Genomic DNA, 22,556 nt, shown 5'->3' on the forward strand with positions numbered 1-22,556 from the left:
TGATTTTAAAATCCAAGTTGATGCTTCCCCTCTTGTTTTGCTGCACTGGTATAATCATCCTTGTTATTGCGATGGTTTTTCTGAATTCGACCATAGATATTCAGCTGCTGGATACATATTACGTCATCCCGAAGAGGCTTGTGGCGATTGGCATTTTTGCAGTTATGCAGGCATTTTTTATTCTCTATTACCTTTTTGGAAGTTTGATAACGCCACTTGGCAGTAAACTTGGCTATGCACATTACCTGCTGACCGTAATGGGAGCCCTTCTTGTGATTGCTTTCCCTGTTAGGGAAATTGCGGCCGAAGATTTCGTTGCGTTAGCGAATAAAATGCGTAACGAGGCGATTGCCGTAATAACAGGAACCGGTTTATTTGTGGTTGGGCAATTGCTGTTTTTCGTTAATCTGATACTGACACTTTTAGCCAGGAAATAGAATAGTTTGGCCTGAATTTTACGAAATAGTAAGATTTACCACTAAAACAGTATATTTTGCAGATTAAATACTAGTCCGATATCCATAAAAAGTATCCGTTTGCCAATGAACTTATCCTCGAACTTGAAAAAGTTAGTCTGTACATGCTTGTTTTTTATTTTTTCTCAATTCACACACGCACAGCATTATGTTTTTTTTCTGCACAACAAATTTATTGAAGAGAATCCACTGAATGACGCACATCCTGAATACGGCAAGGCAGATTATTATCAGATTCTCTATGCTTTCAAGAGAAAAGGGTTTCAGGTGATCAGTGAGCTGCGGCCTAAAAATACGGATGCAAGGCTGTATGCAAAAAGGGTGGTGGGGCAAATCGACAGCCTTGTGGCAGGTGGGGCAAACGGTTCGCAGATAACAGTTATTGGTACTTCAAAAGGAGGATATATAGCTCAGTTTGTTTCCAGTTATCTTAAAAACAGAGATGTGAATTATGTGTTTATCGGAAGCTGTGGCGAGGAAGATGTAACCGGAATACCGGACATTAATTTTAGCGGAAATGTGCTCTCTATTTATGAAAAGAGCGATTTGGGTATGCAGTCTTGTCAGAATATGAGGAACCGCTCTGAAAATGTAACCGGCCGCTTTAAAGAAATTGAGCTAAGCACAGGACTTAAACATGGTTTTTTGTTTAAAGCGCTGCCGCAATGGATAGATCCTGCGGTGAAGTGGGCAAAAAGGAACTACGGAACAGACTACAATAAGTCGTTGCCGCTGGAGGGCGCATCTCTTTCGGAAAAAATGGATGCTTTTTTATCAGCCCCGACAGATAAGCCCTTTAATGGTATCGTGCTCGTCTCTCAAAACGGAGCGTCAAAATTTACAAAAGTATATGGACGTCCGTCGCTTGAAAATGACGATGAATTTAAGTTTGATGACCAGTTTGTGGTAGGGTCTATCAGTAAGCAGTTTACGTCTGTTTTGTTGCTGAGGGAGTATGAAAAAGGACACGTCAAATTGAATGTGCCTATCAAAATTTATTTGCCGGAATTAAGGCAGTCGTGGGCGGATACGGTGACGGTACATCACCTGCTGACACATATGCACGGCATCAATTCACTGGATAAGCCGCTGGCATTCAAGCCCGGTACACAATATGCATACTCGCAGATCGGTTACGACCTGCTTGCCCGGATAACAGAAAAAACAAGCGGTAAATCTTTTGCAGTCCAGTCGGCCGAACTTTTCCGGAAGTGTAAAATGTATAACACTTTCCACCCTGATACCAAGGGGTATCAAAATCTTGTTGTGGGCTATACGGAGGATGAAAACGGTAGTCTGATACCAGAAACGAGAACTTTCCAGAATTTCGTCGCTGCGGGCTCCTTCATATCCACGGCGCAGGATCTGGCCACCTGGAATATGTGCCTGCATGAGGGAAAACTGCTATCGGCGTCAACCTATAAACTTATGACGACAAAACAGAAAAATGCGGTGCGCAACCATCCGATTTTCGGTGTTGTTGAGTATGGATACGGGATTACCGTGGATTCTCATGAGGATGTATTGCAGTTGGGGCAGACGGGTTTTAGCGCGGGATTTATTTCAATGAACTTTTATTTTCCTAAAACCAAAACCAGTATTATCGCGCTTGATAATGTTGTTTGGGATGAGAATAATCTGAAAAGTGCATTTCAATACCATTCTGAATTGTTGAAGATGATCAGAGAAAGTAAGCTGGTGAAAAAAGGATATTAACCAAAAGAGGCACATTTCTTCGTAGAATGAAATATGCCTCTTTTTCAACCTTATGCCGGTTTACCTTACCGCGTTTAGCGCAACTTTGACAATATCTTTATACACCTTCTTTTCAACGCCGGATTTCGCTGCAACCCTTAGTCCCGAAATGGTATTAAACAGAAAACGGGCGATGGCGCGTGCATCGGTGTTCGTTGAAATTTCTCCTGAATCCTGGCCGCGTTTGATAAGTTCGAACAATGCATTTTCAATATCCTGCATGTTGTCACGCACGATCTTGTCGATATCCTTGTCGTGCGGGGCAAGCTCAACGGTGCTGTTCACCATAAAACAGCCTCTTGGGAACCGGTCGGTGAAACTTTCGTTGACCAGCATATCAAAAATCTTTTCGAGGGATTTTATGGTGTTGCGGGATGTGCTGACCATTTCGATCAAACCTCCCGCCGCCTGATTTCTATATCTTTCCAATGCCGCAAGATAAAGCTGCCGTTTGTCGCCAAATGTATCATAGAGGCTCGAACGGCTCAAACCAAGGGTATCGACCACGTCCTGCATCGAAGATCCGTTGTAACCTTTGAACCAAAAAAGATCTACCGCTTTGTCAAGAATTGCGTCTTTGTCAAATTCTTTTGTACGTGCCATATGAGAAAAAACTTTGCTGATTTCTCAGCAAAGTTAATATTTATGGAACAGGTGTTCCGGATTTTTACAGAAAATTAATTAAGCACTGCGTTAACAGTAAGTCCGCCATCCACAACAATTTCTGTCCCTGTGATAAACGAAGCGTCTGAAGAAGCCAGGAATGTCACCGTTTTTGCAACTTCTTCGGCTTGTCCAAAACGGCCGAGCAGGATTTTTTTACCAAGCAATCCACCAAAACCTTCGATTTCCTCCTGACCTAAGCCTAGTTTTCCATAAAGAGGGGTTTCAACAGGACCGGGGGAAACTGCGTTGATACGGATCTGTCTTGGAGCGAGTTCAGTTGCCAATACCCGGTTGAGAGATAACAAAGCTCCTTTTGTTAAAGCATATACGGCTGTATTCGGCATCCCTACATTGGCATTAATAGAAGTATTCATCACAATGGAACCACCATCATTCAGTATGGGAAGAAATTTTTGTATGGTGAAGAAAGCACCTTTAACATTGACGTCAACCAATGAGTCGAAATGCTCTTCCGTGGCAGTTTCCACAGGTGAAAAGGCAGTTAAACCAGCATTCAAAAAGATAATATCAATTTTACCAAACTTGTTTTTTACCTCTTCTACAAGTTTGTCGATCGAGGCAAGGTCTCCCTGGTCGGCAACAATGCCTGTTGCACTTATCTCAGTTGCTATGTTATTTAAGAGTTCCTGATTTCTGCCTGTAATCACGACTTCTGCGCCTTGCGCTCTAAATTCTTTTGCTGTGGCCAGCCCAATTCCACTGTTACCACCTGTTACAACTGCGACTTTGTTTTTAAGATTGCTCATTTTAGCTTTTATTTTTATTATATGGAATGATTGTTCTTTTAATTGGCTTATCAGGAATTATTGTTCCGAATAAAGGTTTGCTTTTTCTTATTGATGTTTTATTCTTTGTCCAGGAAAAAGTCAAGCAAAGCTTCCTGAACCTGTGCAGTGTTTTCCTGAACAACCCAGTGTCCGGATCCTGCGATTTTTACTTCTGTAACCTGCGTTGCCACGAGCCCTGAATGATCTTTAAGAAATGCTGCTGCAAAATATTCCCCACCCATCGCAAGCAATGGCATAGTCAGTTTTTGTTTGGCAAATTCAACGTTATCTTTTCCGTCCTGAGGGAAGGCTCCAAACCACCGAAAGCTGCCTGCTACTGCTCCTTTGACCGCATAAGCTCTGATAAATTCGTCTGTTTCTTCTTTTGTAAACGGGTTTTGAACATGACCAACCATAGGCCAGAAGTTTGTCAGGAATTCTCTTTCTTTACCGGATACGATAGAACCCGATGCGGGCCATGAGAAAAATCCGAACCACCAGGCGCTTGCAGATACCTGACTCCAAACTGGTTCAATACCAGGTAGTAATGCATCCATTAAAGCTACTTTTTTAACCTCTGTCGGGAATTGGGCGGCATAAGCATAAGCGACCATCAAACCGATATCGTGTCCGGCCAGATTGATGTTGTTGTAACCCAGTTTTTTCACGAGTTCATGTATATCGTTCGCCATTGTTTTCTTGTCGTAACCGGTGGCTGGCTTATCTGACTCGCCCACACCCCGTAGGTCCGGTGCGATCACCGTAAAGTGTTTGGAAAGCTCCGGCAAAATACGGTTCCACATGTACCAGTTTTGTCCAAACCCGTGAACCAACACCAGCGGTTCGCCTTTTCCGCCGATTACATAATGAATATTAACACCATTTACATGTGCTGTCTGATGTTTAAAATTTGCCGGTGGATTGGCTGGTGACTGGGCTTGGGTACTCAGGGTTATTGTGGCTGCGAAGAGCAAAATAGCTACGATGTCAATAATCTTTTTCATAATTGAAAATTTGATTAATCTGTTTATCTCTGTGTTGATTAATAATAGAATGATTGTTCCGTAAAGGTAATTGTATTGGAACGATCATTCCTAATTAAAACTAAAATATTTTTTGAAATAAAAACAGATTTATAGTTAACATCCTTTAAATCAATGGAATGGTGTGAATTATAAAAGACAGTTTTTTTGCAACATATCGTTATTATTATTTGCAGCTTTAAAAAAGGGGAGTCTTTTGGATTATTTTTATTTGCTGATAAAACAAAGTTAACGCTTTGCAAAATGGAAGTAAATTGATAATTACGCGTTCCTGTTGTACATATTATCCAATGTCGGGAAATGGTGAGTATAGTGTGAGAAATTGTCAGGATCGTTGATTAGTACCACAAAAGATAACATCTGTCCTTAGATATACGAATGGTTAATACGAAATTTGTAACAGATAATTAAAGAATGAAAACACAGGCGGAAGTTGATCGGAGTTTTGCCTGGTTTAATAGTAATAATTGTCTGTTTAATATTTTAGACCCTGTTTTTAATCCATAGCTAACCATGAAACATAGCCGTTTATATAGCGTGGCGTTTAATAAATGCCCGCGTTGTGCCGAGGGAGATTTTTTTATTACGAAAAGTGCTTACAGTTTCAAATTCGATAAGATGAACAAACATTGCCCGAATTGTGGTGAAAACCTGGTTCCGGAGCCTGGTTTTTATCAGGGGGCACTGTATATGAGTTACGCGTTTTACGTGGTTTTTATGCTGGCCTATTTTCTGGTATTTGTTAATTTGTTCGGCGAGTATCTTGATTATTTTCTGTTCAGCATCATTCCGGTGCTTATTATCCTGACCCCGTATTTTTACCGTTTGGCCAGAAGATCGTGGCTAGCCATTTTCATTAGCCCGCGCGCCGAGGAAGTCGTTCAGAATATTAAATAGTCTGGTGATATCTTATCCCGCAGTTTTTACCTTCGTAATCCTGGTTGTTACAGAGGTTGAAATGGCGGGATTTTCATGGCTGGAACTTCTGGAATTCCGAAGGACGCACGTTTACCAATCCATAAAATGTGTTGCTGAAAGTAGCAATGCTGTTATAGCCCGTTTCGTAGGCAATTTCACTGACTGTTTTGTTGGTTTGCAAAAGCTGTTCCATGGCCCGGATCATGCGGGAAAGCTTTAAATATTGCAGGAAAGATGTGTCGAGCGTTGACTGAAAAAGGCGCGAAAGTGTTCTGGCGCTCATGCCAAAAGTTTTGGAAACTGATTCCAGATGTAGCGGCGCGTCCAGATTAGCCTGAATATATTGGATGACGGGCTGCATGCGCTCATGGTCGGTGGTGGGAAGGACAATGGGCAGCGGGTGCGTGCTGATGCGAGGTAAAAGTTTCCGTAAAGCCGTCAGAAATTCATTCTCGAAAGTATCTGCAAGAATCTCACCATTCCATTTTTCGGTATACTTCACCATTTCTAAAAGCAGATTATTCGCAGGATATATGCCCATCCGGTCGTAAAAGAGATGTGGATCATTCGCTGGCATCGCGAAATAGAGGTTACGTACAATCGATGAGTTTTTTTTCTGATGAACGAAATGTTCCAGTCCGGGTGGAATCCATATGTAATGACGGGCCGGTAAGAAATAGGCCTTGTCCATGGTATTCAGGTAGGCAATCCCGCCTTCCACATAGGTTAACTGGCCTTTCTGATGGTGGTGAAATGGAAAGCGATTTTCCATTCTGTCGTGCAAAACGTAATTGGATTCAGGGTTTCGGTCGATATTGACAAGCTGATCGGAAACATTCATGATGGCCGGAATTAACAAATATTTGGCAATATATAGAAAGTAGTTGTTTTTGGCGCCTGTTACCTTTGTAAGGTCATCAAACAAATATATGTGTTACCATCAAAAACAATTTTTGCTTCTTCTGTTTTTAGGAATTTCGAGACTACAACCAACTCAGGCACAGGAAACTGCCGGTACACAGGACTCATTACCATTATCACTACAACAAGTATGGCAATAAGCTGAGACACATAACAAAAGTGTTCAGATACGGCAATTGCAGATTTCTGTCCGTGATGAAAATCTGAAAGACGCCAGGGCCGAGCGTTTGCCGGAGATCAAGAGCGCTACAAAGTACGCCCGGGTTTCGGATATGCCTTTGTACGAAAACGGTATTTTCAGCAAGCCGGTTTACGGCAATATCATCCACAATTATTTCCAGCTGAATGCGGAGGCCTCCATGGTACTTTACAACGGGGGGGAAATCAAAACAAAGATCAGAGAGGAAGAGGTTGAACATGATATCTCGACGATTGAAAAAGACCTGACCGCTTCTGAAATCAAATTTAAGGCGACGGCCTTTTATCTTGAACTGGAACGGAACAGGGTTTTTAAGAAACTGGTCATAGCCGACATTGCAGAGCAACAGAAACGCCTTGACCAGATCCGTGAATTATTTAAAAACGGTGTGATTTTGAGAAGTGATGTGCTTCGGGGAGAGCTGCAATTATCCAAACAGAAAATGCTGCTTGTCGAAATTGAAAACACGATTGCGATTAATAATCATAAACTGGTAATTCTGATCGGATTGCCGGAGGGCACTGTCATAAAGCCGGACGAGAACATTCTGGTGCAGGAAAACTCCGGCAAAATTTACGACGACTATCTTAGTGATGCCTTCGCACATGCTTACGGGATTCGAATTTCCGAGAAAGAGACGGAGCTGAAAAAGCTGGCGCTTAAAGGGGTTAAGTCGAATGCTTTGCCCAAAGTAGTGGCCTATGCGGAGTACGGATACACCTATCCCCAGATCCTTTTTTACCCTTATGCGGCATCGCTTTACGGGTTGGGGCAGGCGGGAGTGAAGGTTTCCTATACACTTTCGTCCCTTTATCAAAACAATCATAAGGTAAAAGCTGCCGAAATCAGCATTGAAAAACAGCATCTTACCCACAGCAACGAAGAGGATGCGCTGAAAGTTGAGGTCAATGAGGCGTATGTACGCTACCGGGAATCTCTGAAAAGGATTTCGGTTTCAGAGCAGAACATCAGACAGGCAACCGAAACTTATCGGATCGTGTACAATACTTATTTCAATCAGCTGGCACTTCTGACGGATTTACTGGATGCAGATACGCAATTGCTGCAATCACGTTTTGATCTGACCTCGGCACAAATCCGTGCAAAACTCGAATATTATTACCTCATGAAAACCATCGGCGAACTTTAAGAAAATGAGCACCACACAAAATCAATTTAACAATTCAGACAAACTGATCACAAAAATTACTGCCTGGGTTGCCGGGGTCATCCTGATCGGGTTGTCTATCTGGGGACTAACAACCCTATGGGAGTTATGGAAATATGAAGTGACCGAAGACGCACAAATAGAGGAATACATCAATCCGGTAACTTCACGGGTCGGCGGGTACGTACGGGAAATCCGGTATGAGGAAAACCAGTCGGTGAAAAAGGGCGACACACTGCTGATTATCGATAACAGGGAGTATCAGCTGGAACAGGAAGAGGCGGAAGCGGCGTTGCTGAACGCGAAAGCGCAAATCGGGGTATTGCAAAGTTCTGTGCAGACGACCTCGAAAAACGCTACGGTGAACGAGGGACAAATAGCCGCAGCAAAGGCGAAACTGTGGCATCAGGAGCAGGAATTTGTCCGTTATGAAAAGTTATTGCAGGTAGAAGCGGTCACACAGCAGCAGTTTGAAAATGTAAAAACTGCGCTGGAAGTGGCGAAGGCGGAATATAAATCGGTTCAGGATGCTTACCAGGCTTCTTTATCAAAAGTGAACGACATTGAGGTACAACGCGAGGTGGCTTTGGCCGAGATCAAAAGGAGAGAGGCGGTTGTGGACCGGAACAGGCTGGATGTTTCGTATACCGTCATCACAGCGCCGTACGATGGTAAGATGGGTAGAAAAACCATTCAAAACGGACAAATGATTCAGGCCGGACAAACGCTTGCTTTTATTGTCGACCAGCATGAGGGAAAGTGGGTTATTGCAAACTTTAAGGAAACCCAGATCAGGCACATGCACACGGGACAGCTTGTAGATATTGAAGCCGACGCTTTGCCAGGCGAGCATTTTAACGGAAGAATTGTATCCTTATCGCCGGCAACGGGTTCGAGATTCTCATTGCTTCCTCCCGATAACTCAACCGGGAATTTTGTGAAAATTACACAGCGGATTCCGGTAAGGATATTGCTTACTGATGCAAAATCAAAGATAGATTATCTGCGGGCAGGTATGAATGCGATTGTGATGGTTAAGAAAGGAACTTTAAGTAATGAATGACGTGCACAAGCCCTTATTCAAACCCTGGGTTCCGGAGTGGTTGATCCGTGGAAGCATCGGCTTGATGATGCTTCCGCTGCTCGCACTTTTCGGGTTGTTTACCAGTAACATCAGCGCCACGGCTGGTTATTATGGTATCGAACCCATCGACGTTCAGTATTCCACGATCGTTTACTACGCAGCCCTCGCGAGTTTTTATTCCCTCGAACAGCGGTTTTTTAATTATCTGCCAACGAAACAGTACTTCATCATCAACGTGGTTTTACTGATGGCCACCTGTTACGTCTGTTATTATACCCGCAGTCCGTTTGTCTTTTTTTTGACCCGATTTTTGCAGGGGATATTCACGGGAGGGATCAACAGTGTTTGTATCACGCTAATATTTCGGCGACTTTCCGACGAGCGGTCCAGAGAAGTAGGCTATTCCGTTTTTTACGGTTTGCTGGTTATTTCCTCGCCGCTTGTCATGTTTACCGCGTCGTTGATTATTGAATACTTCGATTACCAGGCGTTGTATAAAGCGATGATTTATATGGTTTTACCGGGATCAATCTTGCTGATGGGTATCATGAACAATATCAGGCTTGGAAGACGATTTCCTTTGTATCAGCTCGACTGGGCCAGTTTTATTTATTACGCCTGTTTTTTATGCCTGTTCGGGTATGTGTTGATTTACGGTCAAACCAATTACTGGCTCGAAAATTTCCACATCTGGACCTGTATCGGCGCCTTACTTTTAATCATTCCCTTGTTTGTTATCCGGCAGGTTAATCTGAAACGGCCTTTTTTGAATTTGGCAGTATTCAAATATTCTAATTTTCGCATCGGGGCGTTTTTGCTTATCCCGTTTTACATCTGCCGCGGTTCGCTGAACATTACTTCCAATTATTTTGAAGCTGTGCTTGGTATGGATCCGATCCACGTATCGGAGTTGATGCTGGCCAATATGATCGGTGTTGCGGTCAGTGTGCTGGTTTCCTCGCGGTTAATCCTGCTAAAAAAACCGATGCGGATGATCTGGCTGAGCGGTTTTGGTTTCCTGTTGCTTTTTCATGGCTGGATGTATTTTCTTTTTTCCACCGAGGCTGACGCGTCTACTTTTATCCTGCCTCTGATCGTTCAGGGGCTTGGCGCCGGCACCATTATGACACCGCTGATTATTTTCACGGTGTCATCCGTTCCCGCCGTGATCGGCAGCTCGGCTTCCATGGCCGGAATTTTATTTCGTTTTACCGGTTTTACGCTGAGTATGGCGATGATCACGTCCTTTCAGTTATTCTCCAAAAGTACGCACCAGGAGGACTTCCGAAATCAGGTCACGCTTTTGAGCACAGTAGCAACAGACAGACTTGCCGGCTATCAACATCAAATGGAGTCACACGGCATTCCCCGTGATCAGGCTGCTAAAATGGCAACGGGTTTATTGCATAAGGCGGTTGAAAAGCAAATGCTGTTGCGTTATGCCATGGATTACTATGCGTGGATCTGCTGGGGAATTTTGTTCGTGATGCTGCTGATTGCTTTGTATCCCTATTTCAGCCACACCGTACTTAACTTGAAGACGCGGCAGCCGGAGCCTTATTGATTGTTGTGCCAGCTGGTCGTAGAAAGTCTATTCGATTAGCATGCTGAGCATTACTTCTTTTAATGCGTTAATTTCTTTTTGGGATAGTTCGCCGATTTTTGAGCCTATACGGGTACGGTCGACAACTCTTATCTGATCGGTTGCGATCGAGCCTTTCCTGGCTGAAACCATACAATCCACACGCCACGGGTAGTTTTTTATGGTGGACGTTATGGGTATTACAATAATGGTTCGAAGATATTGATTCATTTCGTCAGGGCTTACCACAACACAGGGTCGTGCTCTGGCAATTTTTCTTCCCAGTGTCGGATCGAGTGAAATCCAGTATACTTCATACTGGTTGATACTTTTTACCATGTCCACTCGTCGTTGTCAAATTCACTGGACAGATCGCCAAGTAACAATTCGTCATCTCCAGCCTGCCGCATTTCCTTTGCTGCGTCTGCCCAGCCTTGACGAGGGTCGGGTTTTATAACAATGGTGCCATTGTCCACTTCAATTTGAACGCTTGACCGGAATGTTAAATTTAGCTGTCGTAAAAGTGTGGAAGGCAGAATTATTCCCTGGCTATTGCCAATATTGATGATGTTAGCTTTCATGATGTTATAACTGAAAATATGCTGCAACACAAATATAACATTTTTTGGTATAACAATCTGATATGCGAATTCCCTTCCCGATTTCGACAAATCGGTATTGTTTTTCAGTGTTTTACTTTTCAGAAATAGACTTTTTCCTAAAAACCTCCGGGCTCATACCGACTTCTTTTTTGAAGAACTTGGTGAAATAAGAGTTATCGTTGAAGTTGAGTTTATAGGCTATCTCAGAAACACTCAGGCCGAGATTTACAAGTAGTCGCTTAGCTTCCAGCACCACGCGGTTGCGGATCACTTCGCCTGCCTGCATACCCAGATGCTCCTTGCACAACGCGTTCAGGTGGTTGGGAGTTATGTTTAATAACTCGGCATATTCGCTGGGAAGTCTGGTTTCGAGATAATTTTTTTCAATCAACTTCTGAAAATTGCTTAAAACCGGATTGGACTGAAACGGTGTGTTGTTAGGTTTATTGAGAGAAATGCTCTGCTCGATTGTAATAAATATCCGTAAAAGCAGCACCCGAAGCATATCTTCTTTGAAAACCTGATGTTGTTGTGATTGTGTGATCAGATCCTCAAAAAGATCAGTTACCGGCTTTTGAACACCGCTTGACAGGTTAATGACACTCTCCGTCGTAATCCCGTTAAAGAATGAAAATGCACCGATATATTCCGGTCTGAGCAGAAATGACTGGAAAAAGTTGCCTGAAAAATTAACCACATACCCATCCACCTGCCCCTCAAAATCCCAGGAGTGCACCTGCCCTGGCGTCATAAAATATATCTGATACGGCCTTACATCAAAATGATTAAAATCAATGGTGTGCCTGCCGCCACCTTCGGTAAAAAAAAGCAGGTGAAAAAAACTGTGGCGGTGTGGTGCAGTCAGGTTGGGGTGGATGGCCAGATATTCCGCAAACCGGCTAATCATAATATCATCTTCCCGGTACGCGGAAAGTGTGCTGATATCCACTCTTGGAATATTGGTCTGCATTGTTTCATTTCATTTGGGTTTTCAAATCTAATCAGTAGCGTTGCAAATTCAGCGGCTTTTGGCTTTACAGATTAAATTATTATCGCTTTTGATTAAATCGGATAATAATATCTAACTTTTGCTTCCAAACACAAACCTGAATTTTTCGCCAAAGAAGATGTCCAATATCAATCTCATAATAGAAGAGCGCCCCCGAAATATCGGTAACTTTATGGTGGGGCGGCTGCTGCCGTTTTCAGGCAAAAGGATGGTCGGACCTTTTATTTTTATCGACCACATGGGGCCTGCAAAAATGAATGACCATCAGAATATGGATGTCCCGCCACACCCGCACATCGGACTTTCTACGCTGACTTATCTCTTTGAGGGCAACGTGATGCATAAAGACAGCCTCGGAACAGAAATTGAAATCAAACCGGGACAGGTTAACTGGATGACCGCCGGGGCCGGCATTGTCCATTCGGAAAGAACACCGGAATATCTGCGTCATTCGGACAAAGAGCTCCATGGCCTACAAATATGGGTAGCTTTGCCAAAGGACCTGGAACAGATGGAGCCGGAATTTTTCCATGCATCCGAAACTGAATTGCCTCAATGGCAAGAAAACGGCGTGTCGTTCAAGCTGATTGCAGGCTCGCTTATGAACCGCCAATCGCCCGTTCCCGTATTTAGTCCACTTTATTATCTGGAAATCAAAACCACCGAAGCGAGGTCGGTGAAAATTGGCAGCGAGCTGTATGGTGAAGCGGGCTTGTATATTTTGGAAGGGCAGATTGAAGCTGAAGGGAATACGTATCTCCCCAAACAGCTTTTGGTTGCCAAGGAAACGCAGCTTTGCGAGTTTTTCATGACTGAAAACACGACCGTATATATTTTTGGCGGAGAACCTTTTCCAGAGGAAAGGTTTATTTACTGGAATTTTGTGGCCACTACGCAGGAATTGATTGATCAGGCAAAGGAAAACTGGCTGGCACAAAACTTCAAACCCGTTCCCGGCGAAACCGGTTTCGTCCCGCTTCCTCCTGAGACCAATAACCTAAAAAGAAAATAATGGCAAAAGTATTCGCAAGCATCGGAACTGCACTTTACAAAACCGAAATAAAAACCGCAACCAATAGCATTATCGCCGATGAACCTCTTTCGGCGGGAGGGATGGACCTCGGTTTTTCTCCCGAAGAATTGCTGGCATCTGCGCTGGCTGCCTGTACCTGCGGTACGTTGCGGATGTATGCAAACCGAAAGGGTTGGCTGGAATTAACCGCAATTCATGTGGAAGTCGAGTTTTCAAGAGATGTTCAACAGAATGTGTCCCAAATGAACCGGAAGATTGAAGTTATCGGTGATTTGAATGACGAGCAGAAAACGAGGCTCCTTGCCATTGCCAACAAGTGTCCGATTCACAATACGTTAACTCATACCATCACCATTGATACGACACTGGATTGAGTAATTTAGGAGTTGGATAACGCATGATTTCAGAGGCCGGAGTCATAAGTCCTGTGCCAATATGGAAAGTTGAATTCGTTTTATTACAGTTTTATTTTTAATTTATCTTGTAATCATCACCATTAAACTTTGGACTACTATGAAAAGGATTTCACTGCTTATTCTGTTATCGGTTTTGTCGTTTACGTCGTTCGCTCAAACGGTCTGGAAATCTGATAAAGCACATTCTCAGCTTAAATTTGATATTACGCATCTTGGGGTTTCAACGGTGTCCGGCGCGTTTACCGATTTTGATGCGACTATCAAAGCGGCCAAACCGGATTTTAGCGATGCAGTTTTTACGTTAAATGCCAAAACAGCGTCCATTAACACGGGCGTGGAGAAACGTAACGATCATTTGAAGTCGGCTGACTTTTTCGATGCGACGACTAATCCCGAGCTGACTTTCAAAAGTACAGGCGTAAAGAAAGTAAGCGATGGAAAATATCAGCTAACGGGTGATCTGACGATGCACGGTGTTACCAAGTCTGTGACTTTGGATCTTTGGTACCGGGGTACCATCGCAAACCCGATGAACAAAAAACCTGTGGCAGGTTTCCGGGCAACGGGCAGTGTAAAGCGTGCTGACTTTGGAATTGGCCCCAAATTCCCTGCACCGATGCTGAGTGAAGAGGTCTGGATTATTGCTGACGGTGAATTTGGTCAGGAGTAATTATGGTACTATCGGCTTTCGGGGACCGGTCGCGGGCTGAATTTGCCGGAAGCCGGTATAAGTTGCTTTTGAAAAAACTAATATTGGATATATGTACAATCTGAAAATTATTACGTCGACAGTCAGGCCGGGAAGAAAAGGCCCGCTCGTTGCGGCCTGGATTAGTGAAATTGCTAAAAATCATGGAGCGTTTAATGTAGAGCTGCTGGATCTGGCGGAGATAAAATTGCCGCTGATGGATGAAGCCAATCATCCGACCATGCAGCAATACGAGCATGAGCATACCAGAAAATGGAGTGCAAAAATCAACGAGGCTGATGCTTTCATTTTTGTAACTGCTGAGTATGATTTCAATTATCCGGCGCCGCTGAGAAATGCGCTGGAATATTTGTTTCACGAATGGGGATACAAAGCGGCAGGTATTGTCAGTTATGGCGGGATATCGGCTGGAACGAGGGCGGCTAACAGCCTGAAATCCGACTTGTCAACGTTTAAAATGGTGCCAATTTATGAGGCGGTGAATTTCCCTCTGTTTACCCAGTATATCACCGAAGAAGGTGCTTTCGTTCCGGCAGACTCCGCACACCGCTCAGCCGATAACATGCTGAAAGAGCTTGCCCGGTGGACAAAAGGATTGAAAATTGTTAAGGAAAATAAGTAATAAAAGAGGCTTAACACGATTCGATGGAATCAACCTTCAGAAGTCAAGTTTTCAAAACTTGACTTCTCTCATTCCGCCACATAATCCACCTTCTTTTTCTGGAAACTGTAAATGAGGTAAAAGAGGGCGGGAAGGATAAAAATACTTCCAATGAGCAGAGCCATCGCTAATGCTTCGATCGCCTTTTCGTGGCCGCTGTGTTCAATCAGTGAAAGATAACCCCCGTTTTTCAGGATTACAATGTTAGGATAGTGCCGGTACGTGGTTGTCAAAAGAATCATGGTTACCTGAAATCCGGCGAGTACACGCAGGATATTTCTTTTGCCTTTGTAAAATAAATACCAAAGCAGGATCAGTGATAACGTGGCCGCTGAAATGGCAATGATGCCAACGGTATTTCCAAATACCCAGTCGATCAGAGGAATACCTTCTGCCAATGCCGACATAAACACGAGCACGCCACTGATTACTGCGGCAATGTTGAAGGCTTTGGCTTTGCGTTCAAATCGCGTACGGTCGTGGTCATTATCTGCTTCTCCGATCAGAAATACGGCAGCCAAAAAACCACAGATGGCAACGGTAAAAAGTCCCACTGAAATGGAAAACCAGTGAAGCCAGCTGAAAATATATGCATCCATGAAGTTGTCGGCTTCCGGATCGATATGGCCCGACACAGCACTACCGGCAATAATGCCGAGGAAAAATGGGGTGATGAAACTGGAATAGGCGAAAATCGGATTGTAAATATCTTGCATATCATCCTTTACCGCATCATAATGCCGGAAGGTGAAAGCAGTTCCTCTTGCGATAATCCCCCAAAGCATAATGGTCAGCGGAATGTGCAGATTCACCGACATGGTGCTGTAAATCGTTGGAAAACCAACGAACAGGATCACGATGGCAATGATCAGCCACATATGGTTGGCTTCCCATATAGGGCCGATGGCTTCGTAAAGGGTTTTGCGCGTCTGGATTTTATTGGCTTTTGATGTAAACAACTCAATAATACCTGCGCCAAAATCAGCACCTCCTAAAAGAAGATAAAGCAAAATAGATGTCCAGAGATATATGATGACGACGTATAACATATCAATTTTGAATGAGTGATGAAATAAGTGAATGCCGTTGCGACAGTCCGGGTTAATGTTTTGCGCCCGTCGGGAGATCGTACAGCTTGCCAACCATTTTTATTTGCCGGTACAACATGAAAGTCACGATGATGCCCAGTGAAACATACATGGCGGTAAACAAATAAAACGAATAACCAATCCCGGGCATTGGCGTCACAGCATCAGCCGTACGCATAACATTGTAAATAATCCACGGCTGTCGCCCGACCTCCGTCACTGTCCAGCCAGCCTCTACGGCAATAAACCCCAGCGGTGTTGCGGCTACGAAAAGTTTGAGAAGCCAGTCGCTTTGAAGCCACTTTTTCATCTTCCACAGAGCGAGGAAATACAGGAATGAGATCGCCATCATCGCCATACCCAGTCCGACCATTACCTGAAAGGCATAATGCGTAATGGCTACCGGAGGATGATCTTCGGGTTTGATCTGATCAAGGCCGGTTACTTCTTTGCTGAAATCGCCGTGTGCCATAAAACTGAGCAATCCCGGAATCTTAATCCCGTAATCAACCGTTTTATTTTTTTCGTCAGGAATTCCTCCGATGACCAATCCGGCTGATTTTTCGGTATGGAAATGCGCCTCCATGGCGGCCAGCTTGGCAGGTTGTCTTTTCGCAACGTCTTTTGCGGAAATATCGCCGCTGAGGGGCTGTAATAATGCCGCGGCGCAACCAAAAACGGCCGCGATAGTAAACGATTTGGTATGAAAATATACATTCTGTCGCCTGACGATCATCAGCGCGTGCACGCCGGCCACTGCGAAGCCCGTTGCAGCGAAGGCAGCAATACACATATGCAGCGCCTGCGAAAACCAGGCGTCGTTGAACATCGCTTTCACAGGATCGACATTGAGATATTGACCGTCGACAAAATCAAAACCTGCCGGACTGTTCATCCACGCATTAGCCGCCACCACGAGAATCCCGGAAGCCAGCCCGCTCACCCCAACAATGACACCGGTGAACCAATGAAACCATTTGTTAAAGCGGTCCCAGCCATAGAGAAAAAAGCCGAGTGCAATGGCTTCAATGAAAAATGCGGTTCCTTCCAGTGAAAAAGGCATACCAAAAATGGGACCTGCATGCTCCATGAAACGCGGCCACAACAGCCCCAGCTCAAAAGACAGTACAGTCCCGGAAACGGCCCCGGTTGCAAAGAAAATGGCAACTCCTTTGCTCCACGCTTTTGTTATATTTTTATAAACAATGTTATTTGTTTTGAGATAGTAGTAATGGGCCACTGCCATAAAAAAAGGCATAACCATTCCAATACAAGAGAAAATGATATGGAAGCCCAGAGAGAGGGCCATTTGAGATCTTGCAGCAATGAAGTCGTTCATGGGTGAGATTCAATTATGTCAGGGAAATGAAAGAAATCCGGTAGGGTGTTATAAATCGTATTCTTTATAATATTATATTTTAACTGGTCTTAAAACTACTATAAAATGTGACCGTCCGGATGCCTCAAAGCTACTCAAGACTTTCCAGAAGAACCACTTTATCGGACAAAAATTCCGAGAATAAAATGAGGTTTTGCAGTAAGAAAAAATGATTGTTCCTTTTTAAATGGAAGCTGGTTGACTGGCAGCCGGATTTTGATCGGACGGTGGTCGGTTTGCCAGGGAATATTGTTGGAAAGGTTTTGTAACAAGCATGCGGAGAATTCTGATTTCAATTTTTTTAGTTCTGACACTTCCTGCGATTGCCCAGGTTAACAAGATCTATGTATCACCAAAGGGCGACGATGAAAATACCGGGATACTTGCGCGGCCGGTGCAAACGCTGGAAAGGGCCCTATCCCTGAGTGAAATGTTCGCCGGGAAGCAGGTGAGTATTCAGCTGATGGGCGGTACTTATTATTTAGAGAAAACTGTAAAAATTCAACCTTCTGTAAAATTTCCTTCGGAGCTTGAAATTAAGGCATTTGAAAATCAAAAGGTGATACTGAGTGCCGGCCGTGTTTTGAAACCTGACTGGCGTCATTTCCATAGTGGAATTTACAGTGCTTCGCTGCCTCCCGGCATTTCTTTTGAGCGATTATTTGTCAATGGCGCGCTGCAAACGATGGCGCGTTATCCCAACATGGATTCAACGGCGAAAGTGTTTAAAGGTACAGCGGAAGATGCGACTTATTATGTCCGCGTGTTAACCTGGGGAAACCCGTCGGGCGGATATGTGCATGGGTTAGATGAGAGCCGGAAGGGGAGCCTGCATTACCGGATTACGGGTGTTGATGATACGGATAATGTAGAACTGGATGGCGGATGGCAGTACAAATACCCAGGCCATATGGATAAAAGATACCATTTTGTTGAAAACGTTTTGGGCGAGCTCGATACGCCGGGAGAATGGTATCTCGACAAATCGATTAATATGCTGTATTATTATCCGACAACTGGTCTGGATTTGGCAAAGGCCGTTATTGAGGTTTCCAATCTCAAAAACAGCATGGAATTGACGGGGACGGCGGCCAATCCTTTGCGGAATGTAACGCTGAAAAATCTGTGGTTTTGTCATAATGAAAGGACATTTATGCATAGCCGGGATATGCTTACTGGCAGTGATTGGGCGGTTTATCGGGGTGGGGCAGTCGTTTTGGAGGGAACTGAAAACTGTAAAATAGAGGATTGTAATTTCACAGATCTGGGAGGCAACGCGATCGTATTCAACCGGTATAACCGCAATGATCAGGTGGCAGGTACTTTGGTGTCTCACGTCGGCGCAAATGCCGTTTCTTTTTTTAGTGGCGACGTGGATCCTAACGGAAGTGGCAAACCATCCGATTGTCTTATCGAAAATAACCTGTTTCAGTATGTCGGACAGATTGAAAAGCAGGGGACGGGGATCCATTTGAATGGCGCGAGTGGTATTGAAATCAGGCAAAATACTGTTTATCATGCTCCGGGTCCGGGAATTAAAATTGAAAATATGGACGTGAAAACGTTAAAATTAGACCTGAATCAGGTGCTTGGTGAATATCAGGAAATTTCTCCGGGTACTGCTCGACTGGAAGATTCCCAAAAACGTGCCGGCAACTCTACGGGTGTGCAGAAGCAGTCGTTAAAGCGGCTTGTTTTGTCGGTTAAATAGTTGTTTTCGCCAAGCCTTCTGTCACCCTTTCGGGGTTAGGAGGTTGTGCAACAGACTTCGGTGCTATCATAATTTCAACCCTTCGGGTTTATTGAATGGATAATACGATACTTTCAAAATGCTTTTTGAGAATTTATTCTAACCATTCTTTCTACTTTTTGTCTAAACCAGAAGGGTTGAAAGTATTATAGAAAGGAGCGTTTATTGTGCTTCCATTTATAACCCAGAAAGGGTGACACAAGCACGCCAGGCACTTACTGACTTTGCTGTTGTTGTTCCTGCCGTTCCTTCAACGTCTTTTTAACTAAATCAGCGGGATATTTTAACGCTAATTCTCTGATTTCATAACTGAACGCCGCGTAGGTTTCTTCCCATAATCGCGCTTCTTCGGGTGAATAATCGTAAAATCCTTTGGCGTTTGCTACCCCTTTCCCACCGGCTTCTACAATTTTACTTATCAGTTCAGGCACTTTGGTGCTATTGTTTAAAGTAGGCAGCAAATCCTTCATCACGGTATGATAGGCCGGAACCCCGGTCAAGTCCATCCATCGGAAAATGCCAACGAAAGTCATAAAGTAACCTGCATTGTTTCGGCAGGAACGGTCAATGTCTTCAACTGTTGCATAACCTCCTTCAACCAGACTGATGGCCTCCCGGTACATCGCGTACATCAGCCGGTTTGTGATAAAACCGGCGATATCTTTACGCACCAAAATGGGTTCTTTACCCCAATGTGACGAAAGCTCGTATAAAAATTCACCGTGACTGATATTGCTGTCGTCTCCGCAGATGATTTCTAAAAAGCGGGTTGTATGTGCCGGGATAGCCCAGTGCAGGCCGAAAAATCTTTCCGGATGCAACGTAAGTTTCTGTAATGTGCTTATCGGAATCGCAGAGGTATTACTGGTCAGAATAGCATCAGATGCAATGACCGATTCCACTTTCTGGTAAACCGACTGCTTGATCGCGACATCTTCCAGCGTACATTCAATCACAAGTTTACACGCGAACAGATCCGCATAGTCCTCTGTAATCGTCAGGTTCTGAAGATAATATTCCGGGTTATTTTTAACAATTCCGTGTTGTAAGGATTTTTCGAGATCATCGGAAATTCTCTTTTTAGCGAAAAGAAGGTCATTGCCCAAAGGAGCCAGCGCGACAACCGGGTGGCCGGCAATAAGCATACAGGTAACAATGCTTGATCCCATCAGGCCGAGGCCAACCACAGCAACAGGGATTTCTTTAATATTCATATCGGGTTCAGGATTTGGAAAAATTCACAACATTCCATGGATTAAAATCCATGTTTACAAGATCGGTCGTGCCGATGGCACTATGAAATTACGAATTTATTTAGCTACAAAATCGACCACGCCTTCGTTCCAATGTGCTACCGCAGATAAGACCCCAAAACCAAATCCCATAGGGATGACCGATCTTGTAGCCGTGGATTTCAATCCATAAAAAATTTAATTCAACGAAAAAAAGCGCATGACAGACAGAGCCCTCATGCGCTTTTTCAAGAATGGTTACGAATGATCTATTTCGACCAGCTTTCTACTTCGTCTTCCACTTCCTGACGGGTTTTACCCAGTTTTGTCTGAAGTTTTCCAAGAAGTTCGTCTTCCTTACCTTCTTCATACAAAAGATCATCGTCGGTAAGGTCGGCGTATTGCTGTTTTAATTTACCTTTTAACTCGTTCCAGTTTCCTTTTACCTGTTGCGTGAAAGCGCTCATATCTCTGGTTGTTTAAGTTTAACATCTGACGCTCTTTTTTTGCGAGCGTGCTACCAGAATTTATAAACAAATTATACCAGTTAAAGCGATTACCAATAACGGACCTGACAGATGTATTATGAACCAGTATTCGGATTCTCATTTTCAAAATGTTGATAATGAGTTATTTTGGTTAAAATAAAAAGGTCTGGAAGGGCGAAGGAATTCCACTGCCAGTCATCCTATTTACAGAATTTCCTTTCTTTCAAATCATTACTTTCTGCCGAACCTTTTCCCGAAACTGTCCAGTTTACCAACGGTTTTGCTGCAAATAATCCACACCGCTTATCAGGCTTTTGCCAGCAATTTATCCAGGCGAACGATACTCTGAACCATCGACCGGACCGAATGATAATTCACTTTCCACGAATGGCTCATATGTTTCCAGATCGGTTCGCCCTGACGTGTCAGCAGCGGCAGCCATTCGCCGACCTGATGATGGATCATTTTGTCAAAAACAAACCGGTGGGTGGCGTCATAGGCTTTTAAATATTTTTCATCCTCATAAATCCGGTAGGCATCCAGCATACCGATCAGCACTTCTGCCTGCTGCCAGAATTCTTTTTCACGATCATAAACTTCACCCGCGTGCGAACCCTCTACATAAACACCGCCAAACTCCCAGTCAATACCGTGTGCGATCGCGTGGTCGAATGATTTTAAAAGCTGTGTCTGGTACTCATCGTAAGACACGCCGGCGATATCCAGCGCATGCATCAACAGCCAGGCAAACTCAACATTGTGGCCATAACTGGTGTTATCCTCTGCCGAACTTTTTGAACCATCTTCCGAAAAACGGTCCCATCCCCAGATAATGTCAAACTTAATTTGTGGAGCAACCGTCCAGTCCGCCCAGAATTGAGGAATGCCGGTTCCATACACCGGATGCATAATTTTATTGATCAGAAGCTGGGTGATCTCCATCAGTTTCCTGCGGTGTACCTGTTTGCCACTGGCTTCGTACAAAGTGGTAAAAGCCTCCATCAGGTGCATATGTGCGTCCAGAGTTTTTCTGTCGCCACCGGCAGGGCCAGGTCCTTTCAGTTCCCACGCACGGGTAAACATTTCAAAATAGCCGCCGTAATAGGTATCCGCTCCGTGCACCTGCAATAGGTTGAAAGTTTTTTCGGCATATTCAAGCCCGATGGGATCGCCAGTTGCCAGTGTGTATTCACTTAAACTGTAAATCGCGAAGCTCAGTCCATAAACTATTTTCTCATCTATTTTGACGTTTCCCTTGCGGTCCATCAGCCAGTAAAATCCGCCATTTTCTTCATCCCACATTTTGTTGATCAAAAAGTCGACGCCATGTTTGGCGATCGCGGCATAGCGGCCTTCGCCATATCCTGCACGATGGGCCGAGGAAAAAGTAAAAACCGTTCGGGTTTGGGCAATCAGTGATTTTTCATCTTCACCGGAATCATGGCCGGCATTGTCAAAATGGGTAATAAATCCGCCGTTTTCCTTGTCGACACAACGGGTTTCCCAAAAGGGAAGTAATTCTTTGGTAAGGTGCTGGTGGGCTTCGTCACGATACTGTTTAAGCTGTTCTACATTCATGTGCGATTAAGT

At 44.1% G+C, this 22,556-nt stretch carries 23 protein-coding genes; 11 read left to right on the forward strand and 12 right to left on the reverse strand.

Annotated features, from left to right (window positions below; genetic code table 11):
* Positions 1 to 20: 20 nt before the first annotated feature.
* Positions 21 to 437, forward strand: coding sequence for a hypothetical protein (locus M1L62_RS16730; protein ID WP_254560754.1), 417 nt, complete (start codon positions 21 to 23; stop codon positions 435 to 437).
* 147 nt (positions 438 to 584) lie between these two features.
* The gene (locus tag M1L62_RS16735; protein WP_254560755.1) at positions 585 to 2,192 is read left to right on the forward strand and encodes a serine hydrolase domain-containing protein; all 1,608 of its coding nucleotides are present in this window, start codon (positions 585 to 587) and stop codon (positions 2,190 to 2,192) included.
* 60 nt (positions 2,193 to 2,252) lie between these two features.
* Here M1L62_RS16735 and M1L62_RS16740 read toward each other — a convergent pair whose 3' ends face one another.
* The 3 genes from M1L62_RS16740 to M1L62_RS16750 form a co-directional block, all read right to left on the reverse strand.
* Positions 2,253 to 2,834, reverse strand: a complete 582-nt coding sequence (locus M1L62_RS16740; RefSeq protein ID WP_254560756.1) for a TetR/AcrR family transcriptional regulator — start codon at positions 2,832 to 2,834, stop codon at positions 2,253 to 2,255.
* A 74-nt stretch (positions 2,835 to 2,908) separates the two neighbouring features.
* Complete coding sequence (locus tag M1L62_RS16745) at positions 2,909 to 3,664, reverse strand: SDR family oxidoreductase (protein WP_254560757.1); 756 nt, start codon at positions 3,662 to 3,664, stop codon at positions 2,909 to 2,911.
* 98 nt (positions 3,665 to 3,762) lie between these two features.
* Entirely contained in the window at positions 3,763 to 4,689 is a 927-nt protein-coding gene (locus M1L62_RS16750) for an alpha/beta fold hydrolase (protein WP_254560758.1), read from the reverse strand.
* A 552-nt stretch (positions 4,690 to 5,241) separates the two neighbouring features.
* Here M1L62_RS16750 and M1L62_RS16755 point away from each other — a divergent pair.
* Entirely contained in the window at positions 5,242 to 5,625 is a 384-nt protein-coding gene (locus tag M1L62_RS16755; RefSeq protein ID WP_254560759.1) for a DUF983 domain-containing protein, read from the forward strand.
* Between the two features lie 73 nt (positions 5,626 to 5,698).
* Here M1L62_RS16755 and M1L62_RS16760 read toward each other — a convergent pair whose 3' ends face one another.
* Entirely contained in the window at positions 5,699 to 6,487 is a 789-nt protein-coding gene (locus tag M1L62_RS16760) for a helix-turn-helix domain-containing protein (protein ID WP_254560760.1), read from the reverse strand.
* Positions 6,488 to 6,743: 256 nt separating this feature from the next.
* Between M1L62_RS16760 and M1L62_RS29845 the strand changes: the two genes are divergently transcribed.
* Genes M1L62_RS29845 through M1L62_RS16775 form a run of 3 tightly spaced genes read left to right on the forward strand, consistent with a single transcriptional unit; the run spans position 6,744 to position 10,582 of the window.
* Entirely contained in the window at positions 6,744 to 7,916 is a 1,173-nt protein-coding gene (locus M1L62_RS29845; RefSeq protein ID WP_254560761.1) for a TolC family protein, read from the forward strand.
* Positions 7,917 to 7,920: 4 nt separating this feature from the next.
* Positions 7,921 to 8,997: an HlyD family secretion protein gene (locus tag M1L62_RS16770; protein ID WP_254560762.1), complete on the forward strand. Its 1,077-nt coding sequence runs from the start codon at positions 7,921 to 7,923 to the stop codon at positions 8,995 to 8,997.
* A 1-nt stretch (position 8,998) separates the two neighbouring features.
* On the forward strand, positions 8,999 to 10,582 hold the full coding sequence (locus M1L62_RS16775; protein ID WP_254560763.1) for an MFS transporter: 1,584 nt from the start codon (positions 8,999 to 9,001) through the stop codon (positions 10,580 to 10,582).
* 27 nt (positions 10,583 to 10,609) lie between these two features.
* On the opposite strand, the gene M1L62_RS16780 is transcribed toward M1L62_RS16775, so the two are convergent.
* The 3 genes from M1L62_RS16780 to M1L62_RS16790 all read right to left on the reverse strand — a co-directional run bounded on the left by M1L62_RS16780 (position 10,610) and on the right by M1L62_RS16790 (position 12,172).
* Positions 10,610 to 10,939, reverse strand: coding sequence for a type II toxin-antitoxin system PemK/MazF family toxin (locus M1L62_RS16780; protein ID WP_254560764.1), 330 nt, complete (start codon positions 10,937 to 10,939; stop codon positions 10,610 to 10,612).
* On the reverse strand, positions 10,933 to 11,181 hold the full coding sequence (locus M1L62_RS16785) for an AbrB/MazE/SpoVT family DNA-binding domain-containing protein (protein ID WP_254560765.1): 249 nt from the start codon (positions 11,179 to 11,181) through the stop codon (positions 10,933 to 10,935). Before M1L62_RS16785 ends, M1L62_RS16780 begins: the two co-directional genes overlap by 7 nt.
* Before the next feature lie 112 nt (positions 11,182 to 11,293).
* Entirely contained in the window at positions 11,294 to 12,172 is an 879-nt protein-coding gene (locus M1L62_RS16790) for an AraC family transcriptional regulator (protein ID WP_254560766.1), read from the reverse strand.
* Positions 12,173 to 12,329: 157 nt separating this feature from the next.
* Between M1L62_RS16790 and M1L62_RS16795 the strand changes: the two genes are divergently transcribed.
* The 4 genes from M1L62_RS16795 to M1L62_RS16810 all read left to right on the forward strand — a co-directional run bounded on the left by M1L62_RS16795 (position 12,330) and on the right by M1L62_RS16810 (position 14,991).
* Positions 12,330 to 13,223: a pirin family protein gene (locus tag M1L62_RS16795; protein ID WP_254560827.1), complete on the forward strand. Its 894-nt coding sequence runs from the start codon at positions 12,330 to 12,332 to the stop codon at positions 13,221 to 13,223.
* Positions 13,223 to 13,618 (forward strand): OsmC family protein, encoded by a 396-nt coding sequence (locus M1L62_RS16800; protein ID WP_254560767.1) that lies wholly within the window; start codon positions 13,223 to 13,225, stop codon positions 13,616 to 13,618. The genes M1L62_RS16795 and M1L62_RS16800 overlap by 1 nt, the downstream gene beginning before the upstream one ends.
* Before the next feature lie 139 nt (positions 13,619 to 13,757).
* The gene (locus tag M1L62_RS16805) at positions 13,758 to 14,330 is read left to right on the forward strand and encodes a YceI family protein (protein ID WP_254560768.1); all 573 of its coding nucleotides are present in this window, start codon (positions 13,758 to 13,760) and stop codon (positions 14,328 to 14,330) included.
* Positions 14,331 to 14,421: 91 nt separating this feature from the next.
* The gene (locus tag M1L62_RS16810; RefSeq protein WP_254560769.1) at positions 14,422 to 14,991 is read left to right on the forward strand and encodes an NADPH-dependent FMN reductase; all 570 of its coding nucleotides are present in this window, start codon (positions 14,422 to 14,424) and stop codon (positions 14,989 to 14,991) included.
* A gap of 68 nt (positions 14,992 to 15,059) precedes the next feature.
* Here the strand turns inward: M1L62_RS16810 and M1L62_RS16815 are convergent, their stop codons facing one another.
* Both M1L62_RS16815 and M1L62_RS16820 read right to left on the reverse strand, forming a co-directional pair.
* Positions 15,060 to 16,079: a cytochrome d ubiquinol oxidase subunit II gene (locus M1L62_RS16815; protein ID WP_254560770.1), complete on the reverse strand. Its 1,020-nt coding sequence runs from the start codon at positions 16,077 to 16,079 to the stop codon at positions 15,060 to 15,062.
* A gap of 52 nt (positions 16,080 to 16,131) precedes the next feature.
* The gene (locus M1L62_RS16820; protein WP_254560771.1) at positions 16,132 to 17,457 is read right to left on the reverse strand and encodes a cytochrome ubiquinol oxidase subunit I; all 1,326 of its coding nucleotides are present in this window, start codon (positions 17,455 to 17,457) and stop codon (positions 16,132 to 16,134) included.
* Positions 17,458 to 17,770: 313 nt separating this feature from the next.
* Here M1L62_RS16820 and M1L62_RS16825 point away from each other — a divergent pair, with 313 nt between their 5' ends.
* A complete protein-coding gene (locus M1L62_RS16825) occupies positions 17,771 to 19,207 on the forward strand; it encodes a right-handed parallel beta-helix repeat-containing protein (protein ID WP_254560772.1) in 1,437 nt (478 codons plus the stop codon).
* A gap of 254 nt (positions 19,208 to 19,461) precedes the next feature.
* On the opposite strand, the gene M1L62_RS16830 is transcribed toward M1L62_RS16825, so the two are convergent.
* From M1L62_RS16830 to M1L62_RS16840, 3 genes are all read right to left on the reverse strand, one after another.
* Positions 19,462 to 20,460 carry a 3-hydroxyacyl-CoA dehydrogenase family protein gene (locus M1L62_RS16830; RefSeq protein ID WP_254560773.1) on the reverse strand — a complete coding sequence of 333 codons (999 nt, stop codon included), beginning with the start codon at positions 20,458 to 20,460 and terminating at the stop codon, positions 19,462 to 19,464.
* 287 nt (positions 20,461 to 20,747) lie between these two features.
* Positions 20,748 to 20,945 (reverse strand): CsbD family protein, encoded by a 198-nt coding sequence (locus tag M1L62_RS16835; protein ID WP_254560774.1) that lies wholly within the window; start codon positions 20,943 to 20,945, stop codon positions 20,748 to 20,750.
* A gap of 327 nt (positions 20,946 to 21,272) precedes the next feature.
* A complete protein-coding gene (locus M1L62_RS16840; RefSeq protein WP_254560775.1) occupies positions 21,273 to 22,544 on the reverse strand; it encodes a beta-1,2-mannosidase in 1,272 nt (423 codons plus the stop codon).
* Positions 22,545 to 22,556: the final 12 nt, after the last annotated feature.

Origin of the sequence: Dyadobacter diqingensis (genome assembly GCF_024220585.1) — a bacterium.
GTDB classification, from domain to species: Bacteria; Bacteroidota; Bacteroidia; order Cytophagales; family Spirosomataceae; genus Dyadobacter; species Dyadobacter diqingensis.

Bases quoted from the DNA above. Each gene is read 5' to 3' on its own strand.
- M1L62_RS16730 (WP_254560754.1), top strand. From the start codon at position 21: ATGCTTCCCCTCTTGTTTTGCTGCACTGGTATAATCATCCTTGTTATT.
- M1L62_RS16740 (WP_254560756.1), bottom strand. From the start codon at position 2,834: ATGGCACGTACAAAAGAATTTGACAAAGACGCAATTCTTGACAAAGCG.
- M1L62_RS16745 (WP_254560757.1), bottom strand. From the start codon at position 3,664: ATGAGCAATCTTAAAAACAAAGTCGCAGTTGTAACAGGTGGTAACAGT.
- M1L62_RS16750 (WP_254560758.1), bottom strand. From the start codon at position 4,689: ATGAAAAAGATTATTGACATCGTAGCTATTTTGCTCTTCGCAGCCACA.
- M1L62_RS16755 (WP_254560759.1), top strand. From the start codon at position 5,242: ATGAAACATAGCCGTTTATATAGCGTGGCGTTTAATAAATGCCCGCGT.
- M1L62_RS16760 (WP_254560760.1), bottom strand. From the start codon at position 6,487: ATGAATGTTTCCGATCAGCTTGTCAATATCGACCGAAACCCTGAATCC.
- M1L62_RS16770 (WP_254560762.1), top strand. From the start codon at position 7,921: ATGAGCACCACACAAAATCAATTTAACAATTCAGACAAACTGATCACA.
- M1L62_RS16780 (WP_254560764.1), bottom strand. From the start codon at position 10,939: ATGGTAAAAAGTATCAACCAGTATGAAGTATACTGGATTTCACTCGAT.
- M1L62_RS16785 (WP_254560765.1), bottom strand. From the start codon at position 11,181: ATGAAAGCTAACATCATCAATATTGGCAATAGCCAGGGAATAATTCTG.
- M1L62_RS16790 (WP_254560766.1), bottom strand. From the start codon at position 12,172: ATGCAGACCAATATTCCAAGAGTGGATATCAGCACACTTTCCGCGTAC.
- M1L62_RS16795 (WP_254560827.1), top strand. From the start codon at position 12,330: ATGTCCAATATCAATCTCATAATAGAAGAGCGCCCCCGAAATATCGGT.
- M1L62_RS16800 (WP_254560767.1), top strand. From the start codon at position 13,223: ATGGCAAAAGTATTCGCAAGCATCGGAACTGCACTTTACAAAACCGAA.
- M1L62_RS16805 (WP_254560768.1), top strand. From the start codon at position 13,758: ATGAAAAGGATTTCACTGCTTATTCTGTTATCGGTTTTGTCGTTTACG.
- M1L62_RS16810 (WP_254560769.1), top strand. From the start codon at position 14,422: ATGTACAATCTGAAAATTATTACGTCGACAGTCAGGCCGGGAAGAAAA.
- M1L62_RS16815 (WP_254560770.1), bottom strand. From the start codon at position 16,079: ATGTTATACGTCGTCATCATATATCTCTGGACATCTATTTTGCTTTAT.
- M1L62_RS16820 (WP_254560771.1), bottom strand. From the start codon at position 17,457: ATGAACGACTTCATTGCTGCAAGATCTCAAATGGCCCTCTCTCTGGGC.
- M1L62_RS16825 (WP_254560772.1), top strand. From the start codon at position 17,771: ATGCGGAGAATTCTGATTTCAATTTTTTTAGTTCTGACACTTCCTGCG.
- M1L62_RS16830 (WP_254560773.1), bottom strand. From the start codon at position 20,460: ATGAATATTAAAGAAATCCCTGTTGCTGTGGTTGGCCTCGGCCTGATG.
- M1L62_RS16835 (WP_254560774.1), bottom strand. From the start codon at position 20,945: ATGAGCGCTTTCACGCAACAGGTAAAAGGAAACTGGAACGAGTTAAAA.
- M1L62_RS16840 (WP_254560775.1), bottom strand. From the start codon at position 22,544: ATGAATGTAGAACAGCTTAAACAGTATCGTGACGAAGCCCACCAGCAC.